The sequence below is a fragment of the Sulfitobacter dubius genome, assembly GCF_027214245.1.
GTDB classification, from domain to species: Bacteria; Pseudomonadota; Alphaproteobacteria; order Rhodobacterales; family Rhodobacteraceae; genus Sulfitobacter; species Sulfitobacter dubius_A.
Map to the genome: position 1 here is coordinate 448,194 of NZ_JAPWHM010000001.1, position 21,472 is coordinate 469,665.

The 21,472-nt window shown below is 53.9% G+C and carries 17 protein-coding genes and 1 pseudogene; 5 read left to right on the forward strand and 13 right to left on the reverse strand.

All coding sequences use genetic code 11. The features are described from left to right. Window positions 1–501: 501 nt before the first annotated feature. Window positions 502–894 carry a hypothetical protein gene (locus O4H31_RS02195; protein WP_269342353.1) on the forward strand — a complete coding sequence of 131 codons (393 nt, stop codon included), beginning with the start codon at window positions 502–504 and terminating at the stop codon, window positions 892–894. Between the two features lie 187 nt (window positions 895–1,081). On the opposite strand, the gene O4H31_RS02200 is transcribed toward O4H31_RS02195, so the two are convergent. The 7 genes and pseudogenes from O4H31_RS02200 to O4H31_RS02230 form a co-directional block, all read right to left on the reverse strand. Continuing rightward, entirely contained in the window at window positions 1,082–5,218 is a 4,137-nt protein-coding gene (locus O4H31_RS02200; protein WP_269342355.1) for an NACHT domain-containing protein, read from the reverse strand. 889 nt (window positions 5,219–6,107) lie between these two features. Continuing rightward, window positions 6,108–6,530 carry a hypothetical protein gene (locus O4H31_RS02205; RefSeq protein ID WP_269342357.1) on the reverse strand — a complete coding sequence of 141 codons (423 nt, stop codon included), beginning with the start codon at window positions 6,528–6,530 and terminating at the stop codon, window positions 6,108–6,110. After that, window positions 6,523–7,704 (reverse strand): hypothetical protein, encoded by a 1,182-nt coding sequence (locus tag O4H31_RS02210; RefSeq protein WP_269342359.1) that lies wholly within the window; start codon window positions 7,702–7,704, stop codon window positions 6,523–6,525. The genes O4H31_RS02205 and O4H31_RS02210 overlap by 8 nt, the downstream gene beginning before the upstream one ends. 336 nt (window positions 7,705–8,040) lie before the next feature. Beyond that, window positions 8,041–8,337 (reverse strand): annotated as a pseudogene (locus O4H31_RS19670) (hypothetical protein); the annotation flags it as partial. Continuing rightward, window positions 8,334–9,305 (reverse strand): ATP-binding protein, encoded by a 972-nt coding sequence (locus O4H31_RS02220; RefSeq protein ID WP_269342364.1) that lies wholly within the window; start codon window positions 9,303–9,305, stop codon window positions 8,334–8,336. The pseudogene O4H31_RS19670 and the gene O4H31_RS02220, both read right to left, overlap by 4 nt. Window positions 9,306–9,308: 3 nt before the next feature. Continuing rightward, complete coding sequence (locus tag O4H31_RS02225; protein WP_269342366.1) at window positions 9,309–11,156, reverse strand: Mu transposase C-terminal domain-containing protein; 1,848 nt, start codon at window positions 11,154–11,156, stop codon at window positions 9,309–9,311. 91 nt (window positions 11,157–11,247) lie between these two features. Next, the gene (locus O4H31_RS02230) at window positions 11,248–11,964 is read right to left on the reverse strand and encodes a hypothetical protein (protein ID WP_269342368.1); all 717 of its coding nucleotides are present in this window, start codon (window positions 11,962–11,964) and stop codon (window positions 11,248–11,250) included. A gap of 73 nt (window positions 11,965–12,037) precedes the next feature. Here O4H31_RS02230 and repB point away from each other — a divergent pair, with 73 nt between their 5' ends. Both repB and O4H31_RS02240 read left to right on the forward strand, forming a co-directional pair. After that, window positions 12,038–13,864: a plasmid partitioning protein RepB gene (gene repB / locus O4H31_RS02235; protein WP_269342370.1), complete on the forward strand. Its 1,827-nt coding sequence runs from the start codon at window positions 12,038–12,040 to the stop codon at window positions 13,862–13,864. 335 nt (window positions 13,865–14,199) lie between these two features. Further along, on the forward strand, window positions 14,200–14,661 hold the full coding sequence (locus O4H31_RS02240) for a hypothetical protein (RefSeq protein WP_269342372.1): 462 nt from the start codon (window positions 14,200–14,202) through the stop codon (window positions 14,659–14,661). Between the two features lie 288 nt (window positions 14,662–14,949). On the opposite strand, the gene O4H31_RS02245 is transcribed toward O4H31_RS02240, so the two are convergent. Next, entirely contained in the window at window positions 14,950–15,846 is an 897-nt protein-coding gene (locus tag O4H31_RS02245) for a LysR family transcriptional regulator (RefSeq protein WP_269342375.1), read from the reverse strand. An 84-nt stretch (window positions 15,847–15,930) separates the two neighbouring features. On the opposite strand from O4H31_RS02245, the gene O4H31_RS02250 reads away from it, so the two are divergent. Then, entirely contained in the window at window positions 15,931–17,112 is a 1,182-nt protein-coding gene (locus tag O4H31_RS02250; protein WP_269342377.1) for an MFS transporter, read from the forward strand. A gap of 63 nt (window positions 17,113–17,175) precedes the next feature. Next, window positions 17,176–17,337: a hypothetical protein gene (locus tag O4H31_RS02255; protein WP_269342378.1), complete on the forward strand. Its 162-nt coding sequence runs from the start codon at window positions 17,176–17,178 to the stop codon at window positions 17,335–17,337. A gap of 15 nt (window positions 17,338–17,352) precedes the next feature. Here the strand turns inward: O4H31_RS02255 and O4H31_RS02260 are convergent, their stop codons facing one another. The 5 genes from O4H31_RS02260 to O4H31_RS02280 all read right to left on the reverse strand — a co-directional run bounded on the left by O4H31_RS02260 (window position 17,353) and on the right by O4H31_RS02280 (window position 21,466). Then, window positions 17,353–18,303 (reverse strand): ornithine cyclodeaminase family protein, encoded by a 951-nt coding sequence (locus O4H31_RS02260; RefSeq protein ID WP_269342380.1) that lies wholly within the window; start codon window positions 18,301–18,303, stop codon window positions 17,353–17,355. After that, complete coding sequence (locus tag O4H31_RS02265; protein ID WP_269343004.1) at window positions 18,303–18,617, reverse strand: RidA family protein; 315 nt, start codon at window positions 18,615–18,617, stop codon at window positions 18,303–18,305. Before O4H31_RS02265 ends, O4H31_RS02260 begins: the two co-directional genes overlap by 1 nt. A gap of 285 nt (window positions 18,618–18,902) precedes the next feature. Then, window positions 18,903–19,952 (reverse strand): ornithine cyclodeaminase, encoded by a 1,050-nt coding sequence (locus O4H31_RS02270; protein WP_269342383.1) that lies wholly within the window; start codon window positions 19,950–19,952, stop codon window positions 18,903–18,905. After that, window positions 19,933–20,841, reverse strand: coding sequence for a DMT family transporter (locus tag O4H31_RS02275; protein ID WP_269342385.1), 909 nt, complete (start codon window positions 20,839–20,841; stop codon window positions 19,933–19,935). Before O4H31_RS02275 ends, O4H31_RS02270 begins: the two co-directional genes overlap by 20 nt. Beyond that, a complete protein-coding gene (locus O4H31_RS02280; RefSeq protein ID WP_269342387.1) occupies window positions 20,831–21,466 on the reverse strand; it encodes a cysteine hydrolase family protein in 636 nt (211 codons plus the stop codon). The genes O4H31_RS02275 and O4H31_RS02280 overlap by 11 nt, the downstream gene beginning before the upstream one ends. Window positions 21,467–21,472 lie beyond the last annotated feature (6 nt).

The window sequence follows — 21,472 nt, forward strand, 5'->3', positions numbered from 1 at the left end:
GATTGATCTACTCAGACGTCTCTGTCCCGCCGCGACCGGCCAGACATCAGCAGAGTAAGCGCACTTAAACTGTTTGAAATGTACGGCCCGCGGTCCTCTTATTCACTCAGACACGACTGCCAACAAGAAGCGCGCTTTGTAAGCCTCCAACTGGGCGTTGGCATTGATGTCGGATAGCAGGAAGACCACCCGCATGGCGATGGTCGTGATCAAGCTCGCCCGCCATAGCGGCGACGCTAAGAACGGGATCAAAAGCGAACAGAGGGCGATGACCACCAGAAAGACCCGGAAAATGGCGATCTGCTAAATTTATTGGGGTGTGTGCGCATATCTTGTCGGTCCGCTATGCGGACTTTTCGAACATTGGTTCAGTTTGCTTTAACTCCTGCTTCGATGAACCGTTCGAAAACGGTCGTTTTGGGCCGGACTCTTAATACAGAAATCCAAATTGCCCAAACGGCCTTGTGCCGCTACAGTTATAGGAAATAATTGAGGGGCTTCATGCTAAAACCATTTATCGCAGCGTCTGCACTGGCACTTACACTTTCGGCTTGCAGCGGCAACATGCAGGGAATGGTTCGAGGTACCGGCGAACCGGTAGCGTTTTCATACGAACAAGGCATGTCGAGTGACAGCTTAACAGCAACCATTGATCAAGAAGTATTCGTTGGCAAATCTGTAATGCGAGGAAGCTCAACAGCTATTGGTAATGTAGGCCTGTCTACATTAGTGGCGTCCAGCTATACTGGAGACTTCGTTGCCAAATTGCTTGGCAATCGAGGATCAACTCTATCCTGTGAACTGCAATATGCTGACTCAAGTGGTCTCACGACAGCTGGTGGGGTCGGAGTCTGTCAACATAGTGATGGGCGGCTTATAGATATTATCTGGTAGCGCCAAAAACACACCCATTTTGAACGTTCACAGTCGAGGTTTTATGGAGCAGGCTTGAGGTCCGATAGGCGGACTTCCCTGCCGTTCGCTGCCGCCGCTCAGTTTGCGCTGCGATTGCGAGGGCCTTTGGAATGAAGGGCGGATAGCGGTCATTCGCTGCATGCGCAAATACGCCTGGCAGCTAAGGCTATTTGGGAGGTTCGACTTCAAGAACGACGACGTCAAATCGCTCTTGCTGTTCCCGCGACATCATCTTCGTTAAGGATCGCTCCAAATCAATTGCACTGAGAGGCTTTGTGATTCCTGCTGGTGCCTTTGGTAGTGCTCCGACAGTCAGTCCAAACCAAAAAACTAAGTAAATGCCGAAGCCATCTGCAAGTGGATCATCAGCATAGTCTTGTAGTTGGTCAGAAACGGCGGTCCATAATTCCGTGTTGTAATGGCGCTTCGCTTCTATAGGCAGGTTTCTTCCGGCCCCCGTCGCAAGGAGAATGTCTGCCCTTCGCCCACCAGCACGTTGCGCTTCTGACAACGCTAAATCTATCGCAAACCTTTCTAATTTCGGCCGAATGATGGTCAAGACTTGATCTCTGCAGACGTTCTCGATCTTCGGGTCTACTGCCTTCCCATATTGGTCAGTGTTCCAATACCCATTCCAAGCCGGAAGATCTCCTCGAACAATCTCTTCCTGATAACCCCTTAGGACCTCAACCATCACGGCGCGAAGATCTGCAGCATTGATTGGGGGCCCTCCGGCCAATGTCTCTTTGAGCTGCTTCATTGTTGGATGATTGAAAGTGTCATCCCTGGTCATTTTTAAGTTGTTTGAAATTGCGTGGCGTAGGTTACTCTCCCAATCTTTAAGTAGCGGCAAATTGCACAACCGAATGAGCGCTCTATTTGCTTCTTGATCCAGGATTTCACCCAGACTGTTAATTGAGTGTTGCACCGTGTCTCTGGGACCGAACATGTCGCCAGTCGGTGGGAACTCTGGCCCAAGAATTTCAACCCGAGCAACGTGATAGGCGAGTTTGTCATGTGTTCCATCGAATGGAAATGACTTAGTGACGGTTTCATTCACATCAGAAAGTTCAGCCAGGGCTTTCCTGTCTTTTGCGAACAAGCTCTGTAATTGTTTGCTCAACCCATGAGGGGCGATTGCAAACGCAACCACCATCCAAACCTGTCTGTTCTCTTTCGAGACGGCTTCATCCGAGATTACTGATTTGCAGATTTTCAGAATCTCATCAGCAGGCCACTGATGGACAGTTGTACGAACTAATGATCGAAGAACTTTAGGCGGAAAATCGAAGCGTTTGTCAAACAACTTGGATAATGCCAAGAACGCAGTCTTTGATTTTGGTTCGCCGTCCGAAAAATCATGGACCAAACCGATGTCTAATGTATCGTCGTCTTGTTTTAGAGCGACACGGGCGTCCAATTCGTCCAACCAAAAACTGACCAACAAGTCGCTTGCGCGCTCGCTATCACCATCAAGCTTGCTATGTGCCCAGACTTTTAACTGGCTGCAGTGCTCTTCGTCGTCACAGAAACCCCAATTCAGGAGGACTGAAAACGCAGCCTCAAGTGGTAATTTGTCCAGCGCTTCAAAGTTTCTTTCCTTCAAATAGATACTTACCGCTGCTACGATGGCGGTTTCCATGCGGTCGCGGCCATTTTTGGCCCGCAAACGTCCAAGTTCTGACATCGGGACACATAATCCAATTTCAGCGCGGCGCTTGAATCCGGCTATGATCGAGGCGGAAATTTCAGCATTGAAATGGTTCTGGAGGTTTTCTCTGGACCACTCCCGCTCTAAATTATTGACAAAGCCGAAATAGACCATCGCTGCATGGTCAAGGTTGCCTGCCCCGGACCTCAGGAGTGAATGACCGTTCTTCCAGCCTTCGATTCTTTTGGTTCGGTCACTCTCGGCTTTCAGCTCTCGTTCAACTTTGTTTGCCGCCTGCATGCCCATGTATTCTGGTATTTCGCAGGTTACCAAGCTTGAGAGAATTTCTCCCTCGCCAAGAGTTTCTCGGATTACGTCATATGCGCGCCAAAAGACGGGTGCTGGATCCTTCAATCTCCTGCACACATCTGCAACGGTGGCGAGCAATCGTTTATCAGCATCTCCGATTGGTTTCGCGGCTTCTGGAGCACCGGATGTACGACCAGATAGCTTCAAGCAGAAATCTCGAACAGTCGCCCGAAGACTGGATCGAAAGTTTTGTTTCCCTTTCGGTTTGATCCAGGGAGAAATTAGCCCTTCAACGCACATTTCAGACGGAGCTCGACCCGTCGTTTCGACGAAGTTAAAATATGGCATCCATGGTCCGTCGTCGGGAGTTACCGACCTTAGGGCTTCCTTGAATAGCATAGTTTCATTTTCAGTGGCCTCTTCCAGCCACTTGGCGACCGCTTTTCGCGTCTGCCTTGGACTGCTACTCCAACGATCATGACCGGCATTTCGCAACCAACGCCAAAGGGTCTCTGCGTTCAGTGCTTCTTGAGATCGGATAGCTGCCGATAATATCCGATCCAAATCGTGAGAGATTCCATAGCTTTTTCTCCGCTGGTCTGTTTTGGGCCGCCAATCGCCCGAAGGCACATCAAAGAATTCCAATATTGGCTTAGCCTCCAAGCGACGTACCAACCGCGAGAGCCGGCCAATTGTGTTGTCTTCTTCTGAGATTTCGTAGTCACTGAATATCGAAAATACGTCGGACAAAGTCAGATGGTTCTCGTCAAAACCTGCTGCAATGCAGGCGCGTAGGTTTTCTCGCCCGTTTGAAGGGCTCTCAGTGGCCAAATCGTCAAATAGGGATCGCATCGCTGTCTGAGGATGCGGTTCTCCATTCATCCAAGCGTCAAATGCTCTCCAACGCTCCCACTCGGAGCGCTTGGGATCCAATGCGATGCGCCTCAAGAGCGGGCGCAAGCTTACCACGGGTTTACCTGTTGTGAGGATATCGTAAACAGTAACAAGTGAATGGCCTGGTCCGGCATTGCCATTCAAAATAGCAGTCAGGTTGGGTGCCAAGTCTTCGCCTGCCAAGGTATTTAGCGCGGTATCGCCTTCACTATGCGAACGAAAAAACGGATCATCCCTATCAAGCGAGAGGAGCAACTGTTCACGGGTTTTGGCAGAAAAGGCACCAGCGTCCCCATAAGCCACGACTGTCAAAGGGTCGTTAACACAAAGAATTTCTGCGAGATCCTGCTTCCCCAGTCTTTCTAAATGTGCAGCGAGCCACGCGTATACGCCCCGCAGTTCCGTCGGAGATTTGTGATCTGTGGCACAGATAAGAGCCAATAGGCGAGATAAAGGAACGCGCGGAGTTTTCGGAGTTCCTGCGGCCTTCTTTGCCAAGAAACGGGCGGCAAGAAACTCTGCAACACTCCGGTGTATAGGCTCGAATTCTTCTCCCTCTCCGGAAAACAGTGGCGTGTCGAGAGTTTGGGTAATGAGAGCTCGTTCGATACCAGTGTCGTTGATCTTTAGAAATTCTGTTGCATCATTGGCTCCGCTGGGAACTGCATTTGACGACCAAAATGCGCGGGAACCGGTGACAATTAGCAGCGCACATAGCTCTTCTGCGACGCTCAGGATTTCGGAGGCAGATTTAGTATGCTGAAACCGACGCTCTTCATTATTTTCGTGGCACAACTGACTGGTGGCGGCTTCGAAGACTTCATACCTCGATTCAGGCCAATCACCATTCGCTGAAACTACATTTTGCAGTAGTGAGAGGCTGAGAGGGTTTTGAAGGAATGCTCGGGCTCCCTTCTTCAAACCTACGTCATAGAATTGGTCAGGATCGGCCATTCCAGTAGCTTCAAGAAGTGAAACCGCCTCCTCTTTTTCAAGAGGTAGCAACCTCGCAACGACGATGCTGTCAGCTTGTTCGTACTGTTCATTGATCGAGTTCAGATCTGCATCCTTGCGCCAGTCCTGAGATCGGCAGGATAGCATCCATCCGTTTGGGCATTTCGTGAGCAGCGATAATGCGAGGAAATTGGCTTTATCAGCTGCGGACCCGTCAGATCGATATTCATCAAGAGCATCAAGGTACGCCCGCTTGAAAAATTTTGTTTCTGCCGGTGAATTTACTAAGGATCTGACATTGATCTTTTTTGAATCGGCGTCCTGAGCTTCTTGTCTCAAAACAGCAGATTTTCCCATCCCAGGTTCGCCGATCAATACGACCCGGCTGAAGCGTCGAAGGTCACTCACAGTACGAATTAGATGAGCGCCTTTGCTGACACCCTCAACGATACTTACTCTGCGATCTAACGCGACTTGAGATGTATTGATATTCAAAGATCGATTCCTTCGAGGTATTCCACGATCCACCTTAGCTTTCCCCATGGAGTAAACCCAGCTCCAGAACCCTAATAGCGACGGAATTCATTGGGAGGTATTACAAGGTGGTGAAATACCTTCGAGCGCAGCCTCCCTCTGCTGCCGCGCAGCAAGGGGACAGTTAGAGAATGGCAGCTAAGGGCCGTTCCTGCTGGCCAAGCTTGTGCCGCACCTGCGAGAAAATCCGCCTTTCACGCGGTCAGTTTGGGACTCTAACTGGAATTTCGCCGCGCATGGCGCGAACGGCAGCATTCAGTTCAAGCGAAGCGGCTCCGTCACACACGCGGCGGAGCCAAATGTTATCAACATTTATAGCATGGGCTGGCGGTCCCCCCCCCCACCATTCTTGCGGGGGGGGGGGCTGTAGGAATTAGGTGGCAATCTTCAGCTTCTGGGCGGGGGCTAAGCCGCTGTTGGCCATGTGGGGGCGCTGCATGCGTTTTAAGTCACCAAGTGAAATTCACGCAGGCAGTGTCAATCGCGTGGTTACGTCTGATGGGCATGGCTGCACAGAAAAACTCCTCGACTAATCCAGCTTGGGGGTATCGGGGCTACCAATGGTAGTGCAGGCCTTGGTGCTGCGCCCGATTTGGACGCAATTGCAGTCGCTTTAGGAGTGAATTCAGATTTCCTGATGCAGGACTTGGAGGCTGCTGGGTGCCGGAACGCGGATTTGAACGCCGTTGTGATACAGCTCGGTGTTTCCGTTGATGTCTGCAAGCAGCCTTGTCTGGGCCCAATCAATAGTCGTTCTGATTGTTCAAGTGGCCGCTTACCGAAACCCTTGTAGCCCCCGTGGACTCCACTGCCCATTTGCCAGTTGATGGCACTGCTCACGTTTGAGCCATCAATCCTGATCCTGATCCTGATCCTGAGCTTCTACTGCCGCTTCGATATTATGCATGACGTTGCAGATCTCGGTGTAGTAGCGAAGCCGGGCATGTTGCGATTGAGACTGCGCATGGGCAAAAATTGACCGGACATCCCGCCCTTCCGGCTTTATGATCCAGCCAAGCGCACGAAAAGCGGATTCGGCCTCGTTGCGGATAACCCGCCGGACCTCTTGATTCCGTATCAGCGGTACGACATGCGCGATTTCATCATCCTCGCAGGCATAATGACGCTGGATTTCGAGGCCCACGGGGCCTCCTGGATGTCTCGTTTCGATCCAGCAGGCAACGCGATCCAAATCATCTTTGAGCCGGTTCTCGGCCTCAATCGAGCGTTCTATTGCAGCGAGGATCTCTGGTGAGCGCTTGAAATCAGTCATGGACGAGGCGTCCCGCCCCACCTGCAGCCGCCAGGTCGGCAAGTCTTACAAGATGCCCACGCCAAGCCGAGCCATCTTGGAACGCGCCAGTCAACTCGACCCCCATCTCCCTAAGATGCGTCATCAAGCCCCTGGATGAGGTCTGCATTTGCTTTGCGAGCGTTGCCGAAGGAACGTACTCACCTTGAAACCGGACAAGGTCTTCAATTCGTATTAGCCGCCCCACCCGACCTGCATGTTGAAACGTTTCGTGAGTAAGGAGGCCGAGATCACACCAGTGCGCGATGCATTGGTCTTTCCAGCCCGTCATCCGGCCGACCTCCTGAACAGTAAGACCGGGGCCCCGAAGAGTTTCTTTCAAAATGAATTCTACTTCGGTCTGATCAAATTCTAACGCGGCCAGGTTTTCGACGGCGCTACCAACAGCAGGGCGAAGCGTGCCATCAAGGATCGCTCGCAGAACAGCAAGCACGCCCTTTCGATCGGTGGTAAAACGTAGATTGATCGCCTTGAGCGAGACTGTCTTTCTGTGAACGGCCTTTGTGCCCGCAGCGATCCGATCAGCTATCTCGCGGGCGGCATCCAGATCAAAGTTGGCATCTACCAGGGCAGGGGGGTCCGTCTTTTCGATGGAAGCCATAAACCCGGCTTCACGCAAAAGATCAAACTGGTTACGTGAAACGCCCCAAAGGTTACGCAGCGCTTTCTTGTCGCCGAACCGCTGCCTGTGCGATTTGATAGTATCAGCGGTTGATCTTCGGATGACGACATGTCGATGACCGAAGCCGCGGCTATAGAGCTTGCCGTTAATTTCTCTTTTGGCGACGGCATCAATGATCCGGTCTGGCCGAATTCCAATTATCCGCGCGGCTTCTGCAGCCGCTATCCATTCCCGACTACTGTCAGAGTTTTGACCAGCGGCACCCTTATGGGGTCCATCGAAGTAGCCATTGATCACTTCTCCGAGTATCGACCGGAAGTCGTCATATGCCGGATGATTAAACCGCATTAGGCGCTGATACCATCGCCCAAGTCGCTCCGGTGCTGTCGAGGCGCTTTGGTCCCCATGCTGCAATCGGGAAGATGCTTCTTTCTGAAACGCCGCAGGCCACACGCTCAGAAGTTTTGTTGCTTCCGCGAGGAATAATTGAGCTTCTCCGACCGTCTTCGGCATCACAGCTTTGCCTTGTTTTCCGGTTCGGGAGGCTGCGCCAGAAGCAGCCAGAAAGAACAAGAACTCACCCACGTCAAAAGGGGTCCGAAAAGCTAATGCCGGGGGGAGGCAAGATCGACTTGGATGCATTTCACCTGCGATTAAGGCAGATAGGGCAAGTTCGGCGTTTGAGGCTCTCTCTATTTTGAGATGAAGAAGCGACCCGCCGCAAGCACAAGTATTGTAGCCTCCTTTGCCTGGCCGAAGATGATCGGAGCACAGCGGGCACTGGTCCTGCAAAACAAGATCATGTTTTGTGCAAGCGGTTACGAAAGCATGCCGCCATGCCTGTTGATGAGGCCGCTGTTCGCTGATGCACTTTGGACAGATCGGCGCACTGTGGTGTCTTTCAAAGCGCCAGTTCAGGATTGGCTTTTCAGATTGGCAGCGTGGGCTGATGGCTTCGAGAGTGCCCGGTTCGACACCAAGATCCTGAGCCGCTGTATCGAGGCTTTCGATCAACCGATGGCCGTAGTGGAGACCTGCCTGCCCCAAATAATCAGCGACATCACTCCAGAAATCGCCGGCGGCGAGTCGCCGGAGAAACCCATCAAGGCTTTCACTGTCTTGGGGCCTAATACCTAAATGCATCATACAGCCTGTGCCCCCCACTCAACCCCCAACCCCGCGAGGGACTTTATAGAGAAGTCGAGCCCGGCTTCGGACATTATAGCGCTAAATGAGCGCATCAAATCAACTTCGTCAGGATCTCGGGTTTCGAAGAAACTGGCGACCGGGATGCCGGACTGCTGCATTGAAGAAGCTGCTTTGTGCAGTTCGGTGAGGCCTATATCTCCGCACTGGCCCATGTTGAGGGCACACAGTTTGAAAATTCGGATCATAATTGGCACACGGCCACCCGATGCCCCATAGATGCGGCGTACAACGTCTTCAAAATCAAGGCTCACCCGGAAACCGGATCTACTGAGACTGATCATGGCCGAGTCAGCTGCGGTTGCAAATGCCTCTCGGTCGGCATCCGCCTGCCAATCGTAAGGTCGAAAGACAATTGTGTTGCTGGCTCGATCTCGCAATTGTTCGTTTTGATCGATGATGCGCTGAAAGCGCGGAAGTCCTTGAAGGATAAGCGTCACACCTGTTTCATCAACAAATGCTTTCAGGTGGTCTGCAGCTGCCCGCGGGGTCAAGTTTGATCCACGTTCAGCAATGTGATTGACCTCATCAAGGATTACTACTTCGATCTTAAGACTATTCAGCCCTTGCGCTACGCGGGCTTTGACCGAATTTGTTGTCTCCTTACTTCCAGGTTCCTTGCCAAGCTCTTTCAAAATGGCAGCATAGATATCCCTACCGTTAGGTTGTGGAGGAAGCTTGGCATGAACGATGTTCTTCATTGGAGCCAACGAATGAGCCGGCTCCGCGCGTTTCACCAAGCGTTTTGCCACCATTGATTTGCCAACCCGAGTCGGGCCAAGAAGTGGTATGATTATGCCGCATCCGGGCACCCGGGCAGCGAGCCTTTGGTCTATCTCCGCACTGATGCACTCAAGTGCATCGTGACGCACAATTTGTGACAAAAAGGGAAGGGCAGTGCTGTCCATTTCTTACTCCATTGTTTCCATCTGCGGGCAAGTGGCCCGTCGTTTGACCTTCAACTTTGGAGTAGGTCGGTTCATTTCTTGTCGGCCGGAAACATCGCTGCCAGGTGGCACTTTAGATTTCTCAAAAACCTCACTATTTTTGCGTCTCTGCAACTCTTTATTTCGGTGTTTCTTCATATCCGATATCTTACCACGACCAAGCGCGCCCGCTTTCCGTTGGGCCGACAGAGCCAATTCAATGGCGGATGCGCGCGCCTCGAGATCTGCAGTCTTCGACTTATCGCTGACTACCCGTAACTGCTTGGCTTCGGCGAAACTAATGGCGGGCATGCCTTCCATCTTGGCGCTCACAACCAGCGGGTTTGGGAAACCCTTTTCCTTATGAATAACTGCGATTTCACGAGCGTCCTCAGGATCGTACCGTATCTCGTACCTCCCCCCAACGCCTACCTGCGAGATAAAGCGGCGCAATTGGCCATCTTTGCCATGAAACTGGACGCCTTCTACTTCAAAACCATACCTCTGTAGTGTGCGCTCAGTTGTTCTGGAGCAGAACACATTCCGAATTTCATCGGGTGTCTTAACGTTGAGGACGCGCCACTCAAGTCGCTCCCAACATTCCGTCGGGGATTCCGCTCGGCGGAGAGGTGAGTGGATGCCGCGGCGTAGTTTCTTTCCATAAACGTCATAGATCCACTTCATCAAAACAGCTTCAAGTTCATCCAGCGTAAGGGTCGCCTCAAGCATGGCCTTCTTGATCCTCTGACGGTTCGGCAGATCTTTAGACGTCGTCGCCCCAGGTAGCGTTTGAAGGAATTCATTTATTTCCCTCATCATCCTTTCGACAAAGGGCTTCCTGTCTGGGCATCCAGGAGTATTTTTTGCCCACTCCATGCCGAGCGCTTCGACAGTGCGAGACAAATCGTAACCGCTGTTCTCCGAACCCTGGTCAGAGTGGACCATTTGGGGAAACCCAACTATTCGCACACGGTTTTCAATATCAAACCTATCAAAAAAATCATCTGACCGCTCTGACATTGTCTCTTTCAGTGCGCGAAGGGTTAGGGCTTCTCGAGGTGCCTGCAGGCTTAGCAGTACCGAAAGAGGCCAACCCGTCGCGGTTTCCACTGCGACGCAGATCGTTGGCCGACCGATGCACGCGCGATCTCCGTCGACAACCATGATATCGCCAAGTGTTGAGTCGATTTCAATAAGATCGAACGGCACTTCAATTCTATGGTAGAATTGTGCTTGCAGTCGTAACTTTCGTGCCGTGGCGGAATCATGTCGCGCCTTGATCACGTCATCGGCCGGAAGTGATTTTAGAACGGCTTCCAAGCATCGCTTCCCGCAGTCGCTTGGCTTCCTATTTAGCTCAATGCACCTGTCGAGATATTTCTTCTTCACGTTCGCTGAAAGTTTTCCGAGCGAAAGGCGGTCATTCGCCAGGTATAGCTCTTCAAGAACGTCCCAAGCAATTTCCTCGTAAAGCTCGTCATATCGACGGTTTGAGTTTCCCGAATTTGCATGTTTTGGGATAAGAGCATTGGCCCCGCCTTTGAGTTTCTTTTCCCTCCATTTCTGCAGAGTCCGCAGAACCAATTGGGCCGGGACAACTCTCCTAAATTCTTCATGCTCGTGGATCTCGCTTCTGATCACTTTTAGGGCTGATTCCGCAGTCAACCCGGCTTCTCGCAACTCGTCCTCCCGTCTAAGTGCGAAGAGAGCCATTCGCTGTCTTAATACTGCCTTCTGGTCCGGCATGAACCCAGTTGGTTTCTCCCCATCAGGTTTGTGGGCATGACCGCCAGCAATTAAACTTCGATATATGGCGATAGTCATTTCGAACATGTGACCATCTTGACCCTCAAGGATCACTATTTTTTCCGATTTCGAAACGAATTTCAGTTTGCGACCATTGGTTATGTGTTGGCCAAACTGCTTATGAAGAGAGGGATGCATCGAGAGGTAGCTCCATGAGATGTGTAGGGGCGCCCTCGGACGCGCGAATGAGGGTATTGGAGGAAATCCGCTCCCGTTGGATGTCGCAAGTGAGGTGACCGTAGGCGATGCACCCGAGTATCAGCGGATCGCTGTATCCAAGTGATCGAAGAGCCCGGAGTGAAATCCAACTTTGGCAAATTTCTTGCGCAGTCTCTGCTTCCGACCGGCTTGGCGCATATGACCGGGCCAAGGACAACGCCCGTAAATTTCGCACGAGAGTGTCATGCAGGATGCGATCATCAAGAATGATCAGCCGAAAGCCATATCGTGCGAGTACGCTTGGGTACGACAAGATTTTCGGATCTCGATCGATGAGCGCAGAATGCTTGACTTCAACCAAAACGCGGCCGCTGCACATTTCGAGCTCAAAGTCGGGTGTGTATGGAATTGGTCGGCTTCCGCTTTCCCGCGCCCATTCATACAGGCTATCCTTTGAGGAAAATTGGCGCCCAGTTGCCAAATCGAAGGTCATTGGCTGGGTGCGTGCCTTAGAGACCCGCGGATCAAGGCCGAAAGCCACACCGGCACTGGCTTCGAGTCGACTTTCGTACTCTGCCAACCGCCCCCCTGCAGGCGCGAGGTAATGGACCTTTTTCTTCAGGCCGCGCTTGTGAATACGTCTTGCGACCGGCTCGTTGGCCCTGTCAATTCTCATGGAGCTTTACCCCCCTTGTAAGAAATACTAAACTAAGAGTAGCTGATTGGGGAATCTTTTCTGATGTTGATCAATGAACTCGCACCAAATTGAAGATTTCGCTCAGGACCCGAATTGGATCCGATTTGGAAAATCGCTCAGTCAGGCGATGCAAAATCCTCGCAGCTACGGTTTCACGGGCTCGGAGGAGTTAATTGCGGAAGTCGCGCACTTACGTGGAGTTGACCCCGCGAGCCTCCGTAACCCGCTTACTGCAGTAACTTGGATGAAGGATCATGCGCCCAAAGCGATCGACGAGGAGAATCCGCGTTTAGCAATGACGGGCGTGCTTCTCTTGGCGCAAATATCAATTCTCGACAGTGGTTTAGCGGATGAGATCGGGCCGAAATTTTTTTCAGGGGATGTCACCCGAGCGAAGCTGAAAGCGACCCTTGCCACGCTCAGAGAGGGCCAGGTCAGCCACGAGATCGACGCTCACCATAGATACAAGCGGGCGGCGGACTTCGAGGAGCGTGTGTTTGAATTCCTGTTGGCCGACCCAAGTGCGCTTGGGCTTGGAAGCGACGTGACGGTTGCCCGAAGCCCTCGACAGGCGGTGGCTCCCTCCGATTTCGTCGTGCTGCGAGATGGTAAAGCTATCGCTGCCATCGAAGTGAAGTCTCATCGGCAGAAGCTGCATCATCGCTACTTGGTTGAGGCATTGGCGATGACGTCGATCTCCGCAAAAGCGTATGAGCGCGCTTTCCTGATCGTTCCGGAGCAGTGGGGGAATGCGGTCAGCCGAATTGAAGATCTGATCAGCTCTCTAAATCTGGGAAGCCTTCAGTGTGCCGTCTTCAGTGAAGTCGATGGGGGGCGTCTCAAGGTAATCGGAGATCACGTTTATGAAGACGGTTCTGAACCGACAGACGGAGAAGGTCTCGCAACTGAAACTGAAAACTGGCGCGCCATGCAGCCAGGTATGGCGGAGGAAGGTAAAATGACTGACCGCAGGGAAACATCAGATCAAGTTGAGCTTGGTAACCAACCCAAGTTGGCAGCTGCCAACTTTCAGAAAGCGACCAACCGGATCGTCGAGCTTGAACCCGCCATAGTGCATTCCGCTGGCGTGAAGGACCGTATGGATGGAGGTCTTCAGGATATCGATGCCTTGGCTGCAAGCATTAGAGCGGTAGGTCAGAAGGTTCCGATCCTTGTTCGGCCCCACAGGGACCGAGAGGGAGAGTATGAGATCGTCGCGGGGAGAAGGCGGCTGGAAGCTTGCCGAGTTGCAGGGCTGCGAGTTCGGGCGGAAGTGCAGGCACTCGATGAAAAAGAACTCGTAGTCAGTCAAGTCGTTGAGAACATAGCAAGAGAAGACCTCACATACGTCGAACGAGCTCGTATTGCCGTTCGGATGGTCGATGAAATTGGGCTACCGCAACAGTCTATCGAAGACGCCTTCTGTTGTGGGAAAACAGACAGATCGCGTTTTCTGAAGATTGGTCGAGGCGTCCCGGAAGACATCCTTTCGTGGGTGGGGAAAGCGCCCTCGATCGGCCGGCCGAGGTGGGAAAAGTTGGTACGTGCTCTGCTGAATGACGGCGAGGCAGAGGAGCGGATCAGAAGCGCGATAACTTCGGTCAGCGGAGAGGCCGCCAATCTGAGTTCAGATCAGCGATTTACATGCATTTGGGAGGCCGCGATACAGCCAAGAAAGCCGGACGAATCCGATGAAGAACCGGAGGACCTGGTTTCGGTGGATGGTTATGATGCACCAGTTGCTCGACTGCGGCGTTCGCCTGAAGGGCTGGAGATTACGCTCTTCAAAGGTAGCCGAGAAGGTCTCTTGGAATGGGTGGAAGAGAACCAGAGTTCGCTGATTCAGCAAATCATACGCCTGCACGAGCGAGACGCATGACGCAGCCAGCAGCAGTTGGCTTTAATTCAGATGTACCAGACCTGGTCATCACTACAAATTTTATAAGCTTAGGTGGTGAGTCTGGAATTGGCGGGGACGCCTAAATCACCGCGACAAAAGCCCTAACGGGCTACGGAACGCAAACGGCCCTCACCGGCCATTGGCACCGCAGGTCGTCGCTGCGGCACAGCTTCACCAGACCGGCCATCCGTCCATCGCGCAGCATTTACGGAGGATGAAGGTTGGCAGTGCGGACGAAGCGATCACTCCTCGACTTGTGCTTTGAATTTGCTGCCATCTATGCTGTGGTCTGTCAATCGGTAGGAGTTCTGAATGTGAGCGATGACAGGCTTAGGGTTCCGCAGGACCCCGATTATTTTCATGCGATTGGATTAGCTGCGGTGGCCTTCGCGCGGCTTGAATGGGACGCTGTGTGGTGCTGCCATCGATTGCAGAACGACTACATTCAGACGATTGAGGCAAAAAGAAAGACGGCAGGCAATATTGCCAGGGACCTGGGATGCTTGTTCTTACGTATTTCTGATCAGAGTCTTCGTGCAAAGGCCGTCCCATTCGCAGACGAGTTCAAGTTAATTGTTACTGACCGAAACGCCCTAATGCACGGAAAGCCGGGAACTGGAAGCCATGGAGAACAGCGGCTGTTTAGGCAGGGCGACGAATGGACTACTATTGATATTAACGATTTTTCAGACCGGTGCGTAAGAGCGGGAGGGCGCTTGAATGCCCTTTTGTATAATGAGCTGGCCGAACCATGCACCGTCGCACTCAACTCATAGAGCATACAATACTAACGGCCCAGACCGGACCTTCACACGCTGCGCAGCTAAGGTCGGCTCCGAGCCCAAAGTGACCGGGCGAGGGGCGGAGGTATTTACAGTTGCAGCAAATGCTGGTTCAGCACGACCAGCCCTTACCAGCCGCTCGCATGGCACTGCACCGCTGCAGTGCAACTTTCAGAAAGCGGACATCCAAAAACATGCCGATATAAGCCTGACTGAGAATAACTCTTTGCGGCCAGGCTTTGCTCGTCATCGTTATGCATACTGAAAGCACGTGGGAATAATTCAGCCCGCACCAATGGTTCCCAGCCAATCCAGAAAAACACCCAACCTTCGCAACCCCGAGACACGGGTAAGGTAAAGCGCTGAGATATCCAGCGGGGCGGCGTCAAGCTGGCCCGGAAACAGCTCAACCAATCGGCCCGCATCGATGTCATCTGCGATCATGAAATCGGAAAAACGCGCGATGCCCAGACCGCCCAATACCATCTGGCGCACGGCCTCTCCGTTACCTGCGGTCACCGCGGGTGGCACCGTCACGGGGGTGGACATACCAATAAAGCGCAGCGTGTTGATATGATCTGGTGCAGCGAACCGAACTTGCTCCAGATGTGCGAGGTCGGCTGGTATTTTTGGCCAGCCTTTGCGATCAAGATATTCCGGCTTGGCCACCAGTTTCCAAGCCGTACGTCCCAAGGGGCGGTGCAACATGTCGCTATCAGGCAACTGGCCCAGTCGAATGGCAACGTCCGCGTGACTGCCGATTAGGTCCACCAGCGCATCTGTCATGTCGATCGACAGTTGTATGCCGGGGTATTGCGCGTGAAACTCGGCCAGCCGTGGGGCGAGGACATGCAGGACGTAAGGCACAGGCGCATTCACACGCAGTGGTCCGGCGGGGGCCTGTCCACTTGTTGCGATCTCTTGCAGGGTTTCGCTGCGATCTAAAATCTCGCGCGCCTCGACCAGAACGGCAGCACCTTCGGGGGTGATCTCGATGGACCGCGTAGTCCGGCGCAGGAGTGTGACTTTCAACTGCTCTTCCAGCCGCGTCACTGACCGGCTGAGTGTTGAGGCCGATACCCCTCTGCGCCGCGCGGATTCTGCAAAGCCCCCATCATCGACGATCCCGACGAAGGCAGCCAAATCCCCCATGCGTAGCAATTCGTGCTGTTTCTGCAATGATCCATTCCAAACTCGCCTGTTCTCGCAAAAGATAGCGACTGGCATATGTGGCGTCGACATCAAATTTATTGGAGAAAACCGATGCCCCTTGCGCTTTGGGCGCTGACCATCAGCGCTTTCGCCGTCGGAACGACCGAGTTCGTGATCGTCGGCTTACTTCCCACCATCGCCGCCGATCTCGGCGTTTCTATCCCCTCCGCTGGCCTGTTGGTCAGCCTCTATGCGCTTGGCGTGACCATCGGCGCGCCAGTGCTGACCGCCATGGCAGACCGAGTGCCGCGCAAGACGTTGTTGCTGCTCTTGCTGGCGCTGTTCACGCTCGGCAATGCTTATGCCGCCATCGCGCCGGATTACAGCAGCCTTGTCGCTGCGCGCTTTATTACGGGTCTGGCGCATGGCGTATTCTTTGCAATCGCTTCGACCATCGCCACCGATCTGGTGGAGCCTGAAAAGGAAAGCTCGGCCATCGCACTTGTGTTCCTTGGCCTGACCGTCGCCCTTGTGACGGGTGTGCCTTTGGGGACGTTCATCGGCCAGAACTTCGGTTGGCAGTCGACTTTCCTTGGCGTTGTCGCGCTTGGCGTGATCGGCTTCATCGCTGCTGCCATCTTGGTGCCCGCCAATCTGACCAAAGCTGCCTCGGCAGGGATCAAGGCGCAATTGCAGGTGCTGACTTCGCCGCGTCTTCTGCTGGTCTATCTGATCACAGCCGTCGGCTACGGTGGCAACTTCATCGCTTTCACCTTCCTTGCGCCCATGCTGAACGAAGTCACGGGTCTGTCTGCAGGTGGGGTCAGCCTCGTGCTGCTGCTCTATGGTGCATCTGTCGCCGTAGGGAACATCGCTGGCGGTAAACTGGCTGACCGTATTGGTGCAGTGCCGTCCCTGACGGTGATCTTTGCTGGCCTTGCGATATCACTGGTCGCACTTGGTGTCATCCTTACACACCCGATTGCAGCCATCGCGGTTACGGCCTTCTGGGGCGGCTTTGCCTTTGCCAACGTGCCGCCTCTGCAATCCTATGTCGTGCAAATTGCGCGCGAAGTATCCCCCGGTGCGGTGGATGTGGCGTCCGGTTTGAACATCGGTGCGTTCAACCTTGGCATCGCAGGCGGCGCATGGGCTGGTGGACTTGTGGTGGAAGGCGTCGGCCTTGCCGCAGCGCCTTACATCGCCGCAGGTGTCGTTGTGGTCGGGATCGTTTTGGTGCGCCTTTCCGGCCGCCTAAACACAACATCACCCCAGGCAGTTGCTGCTGAATAACCTCACTTGCCCTGCCGTCTCCTTAGTATGGCGGGGCAAATCGTTGAGCTGGAGGTTCATAGCATGTCTGCCCTAAATCTGATTTACAAAGACCGCATGACGTTCGGCATTGAGCTGCCACTGGACCGCGACTGGTCTGAAGGCGGGCAGCGCCGTGCCTGCCTTGAGGGGCGGCCCTTTGGCGTGCCTGATAGTTCGAACCCCTCCAAGCATTCGTCACGGTGACCGACGAAAACGTGCTCAGGGCCGCTGAGTTAACGAACCCCAGTTCGACAGCGCTTTGGCAATCATCAGATCAAGATGCGCACCGCCACCGTTTTTGAAAACGGTGATCGAATCCGGCGCTCTCCGCCCGGTCGCGCACTGTGTCAGATCATAAAGATCGCCCCGCACATCGGACTGGCTTATGGTGCCTTTTTTCAGAGGGATCAGCAGTTCGCCAATATGTCCAAGCGTGGTCTCAAAACTATCAACAAAGATCTCTGCACGCGTCAGCAATGCGTCGTTGGCTTCACGCATGTCAGCTTTGAAGGCACCGATTAGGTCAACATGGGTACCGGGCGCGACCCACTTTCCGTCAAGAACAGGCTGTTTGGTCATTGTTGCTGTTGAAATGATATCAGCCTGTCTTACGCCGTGTTCAAGATTATCAATTGCCTCAACGGCGGCTTTCTGATGGGCGTGTCGGCCTGCCAGCACACGGCTTTTCTCCGGATTTCGCCCCCATATCAAAATGCGCTCCAAGTTCGGAAAAAGCGTGGAATATGCGCCGACCAAACTGTCCGCCACGATGCCCGACCCCACAATCAAAAGTGTCTTACTGTCAGGGCGGGCCAAAAGAGATGCCCCATAAACGGAATCCGCGGCCGTTTTCCAATAGGTCACCAAACCACTGTCAACGACGGCCATCGGCGCTCCTGTTTGATCATCAAAGATCAGCATCGCACCCTGCACGGATGGCCTTTGGTGCTGCACATTGTCGGGAAAAACAGTGAAGGATTTCACCCCAACGCCGAACCCCTCAATCCATGCGGCGCGGTTCACAAAGCTGTCTTCTTGACGGTTCAGGAATTGATCCGTTATTTGCGCGGGGGCACGGGTGTGCCCCTCTGCAATCGCGTCGACGGCATCTGTCCAGCCAAAGCCGGGCGGCAGGCATGCCGCGTCAATGTAGGGGATACCGGCGGGCATCACTTGCGCGCAGCAATCAAAATGACCTCGACCTTGTATTCTGGCGTGGCAAGCCGGGCCTCGCCGCAAGCACGGGTCGGGGCATGTCCCTCGGGCACCCACGCATCCCAGACCGCGTTCATCTCAGCAAAATCTGCCATGTCTGCCAGCCAGATTGTTGCCTGAAGCATGTGATTTTTATCGGATCCGGCTTCGGCTAACAATTTTTCGACCGACGCAAGACAATCGCGTGTTTGTTGTTCTACGCCGACGCCGGGATTTCCGACCTGTCCAGCCAAATAGATCGTATTACCGTCGGTGACGATTTGCGACATTCGCGTGTCGGTGTGTTTTCGGGAGATCGAAGTTGTCAATTTGTAATCCTTTTTATTGATCAGTTAGTTGAGGCGAGTTTCGGGCTGACGCTCCCCGAAAGGATGAGCAACGCGCAGAACAACTGCACGGTGGACGCTGGTTCAGCAAAAGAGACGATCCCAAAAAATCACAGTGCCAATGGTGCAGATGCAAGTTCTGATCGCATAGCCTGTCACAAGAGGGATGCTGCGCAACGCGAGGCCCAAAAGGACAAGGCTGACTGCCGTTTCTTTTGCTTCCAAAGCTTATTGGTTAGCGCGTTCGAACATGCCGAATAGGTCGCGGGGGTCGTCGGGATCCGCGACCATATCAAGGTTGGAAAACCAAGGCGTGCCCTTGATCGCCGCCAGCACGTAGCGCAATGCGCTGAAATCCTCGATCGCAAACCCAACACTGTCGAACAGCGTAATCTGTTTTGCGTCAGTGCGGCCCTTGGCCTTGCCGGAAATCACCTCCCACAGTTCGGTCACGGGGTGGTCGTCTTCCAGCTGCTGGATTTCGCCTTCGATGCGGGTTTGCGGCGGATACTCCACGAATATCTCGGAGCGCAAAAGGATGTCGCGGTGCAGCTCTGTTTTGCCCGGACAATCGCCACCAATCGCGTTGATATGGACACCGCTTCCGACCATGTTGTCAGTTAGGATCGTGGCATTCTGCTTGTCCGCAGTACAGGTCGTGATGATCTCTGCCCCCTCCATGGCCTCTTGGCCCGATGTGCAGGACACTACTTTCAACCCGTGCCGTTTCAAGTTGGATGCACAACGCGCCGTGGCCGACGGGTCGATATCATAAAGGCGCACGGTGTCGATCCCGCAGATCGCCTTGAACGCGAGGCACTGGAACTCCGACTGCGCACCATTTCCGATCATCGCCATGATACGTGCGCCTTTTGGTGCAAGGTGCCGTGCTGCCATTGCCGATGAAGCGGCCGTGCGTAAGGCGGTCAGCAAGGTCATTTCCGACAGGAGTTTCGGATAGCCTGTGTCCACATCCGCCAGAAGGCCAAATGCGGTGACCGTCTGCAACCCCTCTTTGGTGTTCTTGGGATGGCCGTTCACGTACTTGAAGCCGTACATCTCTCCGTCAGATGTCGGCATCAATTCGATAACGCCCACTGCAGAATGGCTGGCGACGCGCGGTGTCTTGTCGAAGAGCTCCCAGCGTTTGAAGTCGGCCTCAATAGCATCGGCAAGGTCGCGCAGGACTTTTTCGATTCCGATCTGGTGAACAAGGCCCATCATGTTTTCGACAGACACAAAGGGGACATAGGCGAGTTCAGACGGCGATGGGGGCATTTGCTTTTTCTTTCTGGCTGAGTGCCATCACGATGCCAGAGAGCAAGATCACAGCGATCCCCGCCCAGGCGAGTGGATTGGTTGCCGTGCCCCAAAGCAGAAACGCCCAGAGGCTGGCAAAAATTAGGAACGAATACTCGAATACGGCGACCACGGCAGGGTTTCCGATCCGGTAGGCTTGAGCAATCAGAGTTACCGCGATTACAGCGCCCACGGCTTGGAACAAGGTGAGCCACAAGAAGCGAGCGCTCGGCGCAGCCCAAGGCGCGGTGATGAAGGTATCACCGGGCCAGATCGTTACGACTGCCAACATGATCAGGCCAGCCGCGCCGATGGTGACAAATATCCCAATGGCCAAGGCAATTGCGCTTTCATCGCTGCACCAGTGACGTGTCAACATCATGCCCAGACCATAGAATAACCCGGCGGCCAGAGGCATCACGGACAGTAGGGTCAGGTTTGCAAAGTCGGGCTGCAGCAGCATCAAAGCGCCAGCGAAACCGATGACGACGGCGAAGGCCCCGATTGCGCCGATCCTGTGACGGAACAAAAGGGCGGACAACAATACCACCCAAAGCGGCGCGCTGAACAGACCAGCCCCCGCTTGAGACACAGGCAAGGTTCCGAGCGCAGCAAAGTAGATCAACAAACCGACGGAGACCGCAAGGCTGCGCCCCGCAAGTCGAGGCAGGTTGACGGGTCGTATCACACGCCCCGACATCCGCGCTGCCACCAACAATAACGGCACGGCGAACATAGTGCGAAACACCTGAAACTGCCACAGGCCGGCCTCTTGGCTGACGGGGGCAACGAAGTTGTCTATGAAGCTAAGGACCGCTGAGGCGGCCAGCGCGAGGCCAACCGCCATAAGCGTTTTATCAGGCAGCATCGGTTGCCACATTGGATTGCATGGCCTCCAGCACTTCATCCAACGACCGCACTGCGCCGTGTTGCAGGTACTCTACCGCTTTGAGCGAGGCATCGTGCGCCTCACGACTTGAGCCTGCAACGCAATCCTCGATCACGCGACAGAAGTAGTCACCCTGATGCGCGTCCACGAAGGTGTAGTGTACGCATACATCGGTCAAGCCGCCGACAAGGATCAGAGTCTCCGCCTTGAGTCCCTTCAACAGGATTTCCAGATCGGTGCCGTAGAATGCGGAATAGCGGCGTTTGGAAATGCGATAATCATCCGGACGCATACCCAACTCTTCTTCTGCAAAGGCAGTCAGTGGGTTGCTATCAAGGCAATGCACGTCCTCGTCGCCATCGGTTTCCCGGCCCATGTCGATCAGGTTGGCGCGGTGAATTTCCTGAATGAATACCACCGGGATACCGACCTCGCGGGCCTTGTCGATCGCTATTTTCGACAGGGCCATGCGCTCTGCATAGTCCGGCATATGAGCGATGGCACGTTTGTCGTCGGGGATTGGCGCAAAGGTGGATTTCTGGATGTCGATCACGATCAGCGCCGCGCGCCCTTCGATCAGATCTCGTTTTTTTGAAGTCGTCATTGTTTT

What these genes read in the sequence shown, in the direction of transcription:
- O4H31_RS02195 (WP_269342353.1), top strand. Translation starts at nt 502, where the DNA reads ATGCTAAAACCATTTATCGCAGCGTCTGCACTGGCACTTACACTTTCG.
- O4H31_RS02205 (WP_269342357.1), bottom strand. Translation starts at nt 6,530, where the DNA reads ATGACTGATTTCAAGCGCTCACCAGAGATCCTCGCTGCAATAGAACGC.
- O4H31_RS02210 (WP_269342359.1), bottom strand. Translation starts at nt 7,704, where the DNA reads ATGCCGAAGACGGTCGGAGAAGCTCAATTATTCCTCGCGGAAGCAACA.
- O4H31_RS02220 (WP_269342364.1), bottom strand. Translation starts at nt 9,305, where the DNA reads ATGGACAGCACTGCCCTTCCCTTTTTGTCACAAATTGTGCGTCACGAT.
- O4H31_RS02225 (WP_269342366.1), bottom strand. Translation starts at nt 11,156, where the DNA reads ATGTTCGAAATGACTATCGCCATATATCGAAGTTTAATTGCTGGCGGT.
- O4H31_RS02230 (WP_269342368.1), bottom strand. Translation starts at nt 11,964, where the DNA reads ATGAGAATTGACAGGGCCAACGAGCCGGTCGCAAGACGTATTCACAAG.
- repB (WP_269342370.1), top strand. Translation starts at nt 12,038, where the DNA reads ATGAACTCGCACCAAATTGAAGATTTCGCTCAGGACCCGAATTGGATC.
- O4H31_RS02250 (WP_269342377.1), top strand. Translation starts at nt 15,931, where the DNA reads ATGCCCCTTGCGCTTTGGGCGCTGACCATCAGCGCTTTCGCCGTCGGA.
- O4H31_RS02255 (WP_269342378.1), top strand. Translation starts at nt 17,176, where the DNA reads ATGTCTGCCCTAAATCTGATTTACAAAGACCGCATGACGTTCGGCATT.
- O4H31_RS02260 (WP_269342380.1), bottom strand. Translation starts at nt 18,303, where the DNA reads ATGCCCGCCGGTATCCCCTACATTGACGCGGCATGCCTGCCGCCCGGC.
- O4H31_RS02265 (WP_269343004.1), bottom strand. Translation starts at nt 18,617, where the DNA reads ATGTCGCAAATCGTCACCGACGGTAATACGATCTATTTGGCTGGACAG.
- O4H31_RS02270 (WP_269342383.1), bottom strand. Translation starts at nt 19,952, where the DNA reads ATGCCCCCATCGCCGTCTGAACTCGCCTATGTCCCCTTTGTGTCTGTC.
- O4H31_RS02275 (WP_269342385.1), bottom strand. Translation starts at nt 20,841, where the DNA reads ATGCTGCCTGATAAAACGCTTATGGCGGTTGGCCTCGCGCTGGCCGCC.
- O4H31_RS02280 (WP_269342387.1), bottom strand. Translation starts at nt 21,466, where the DNA reads ATGACGACTTCAAAAAAACGAGATCTGATCGAAGGGCGCGCGGCGCTG.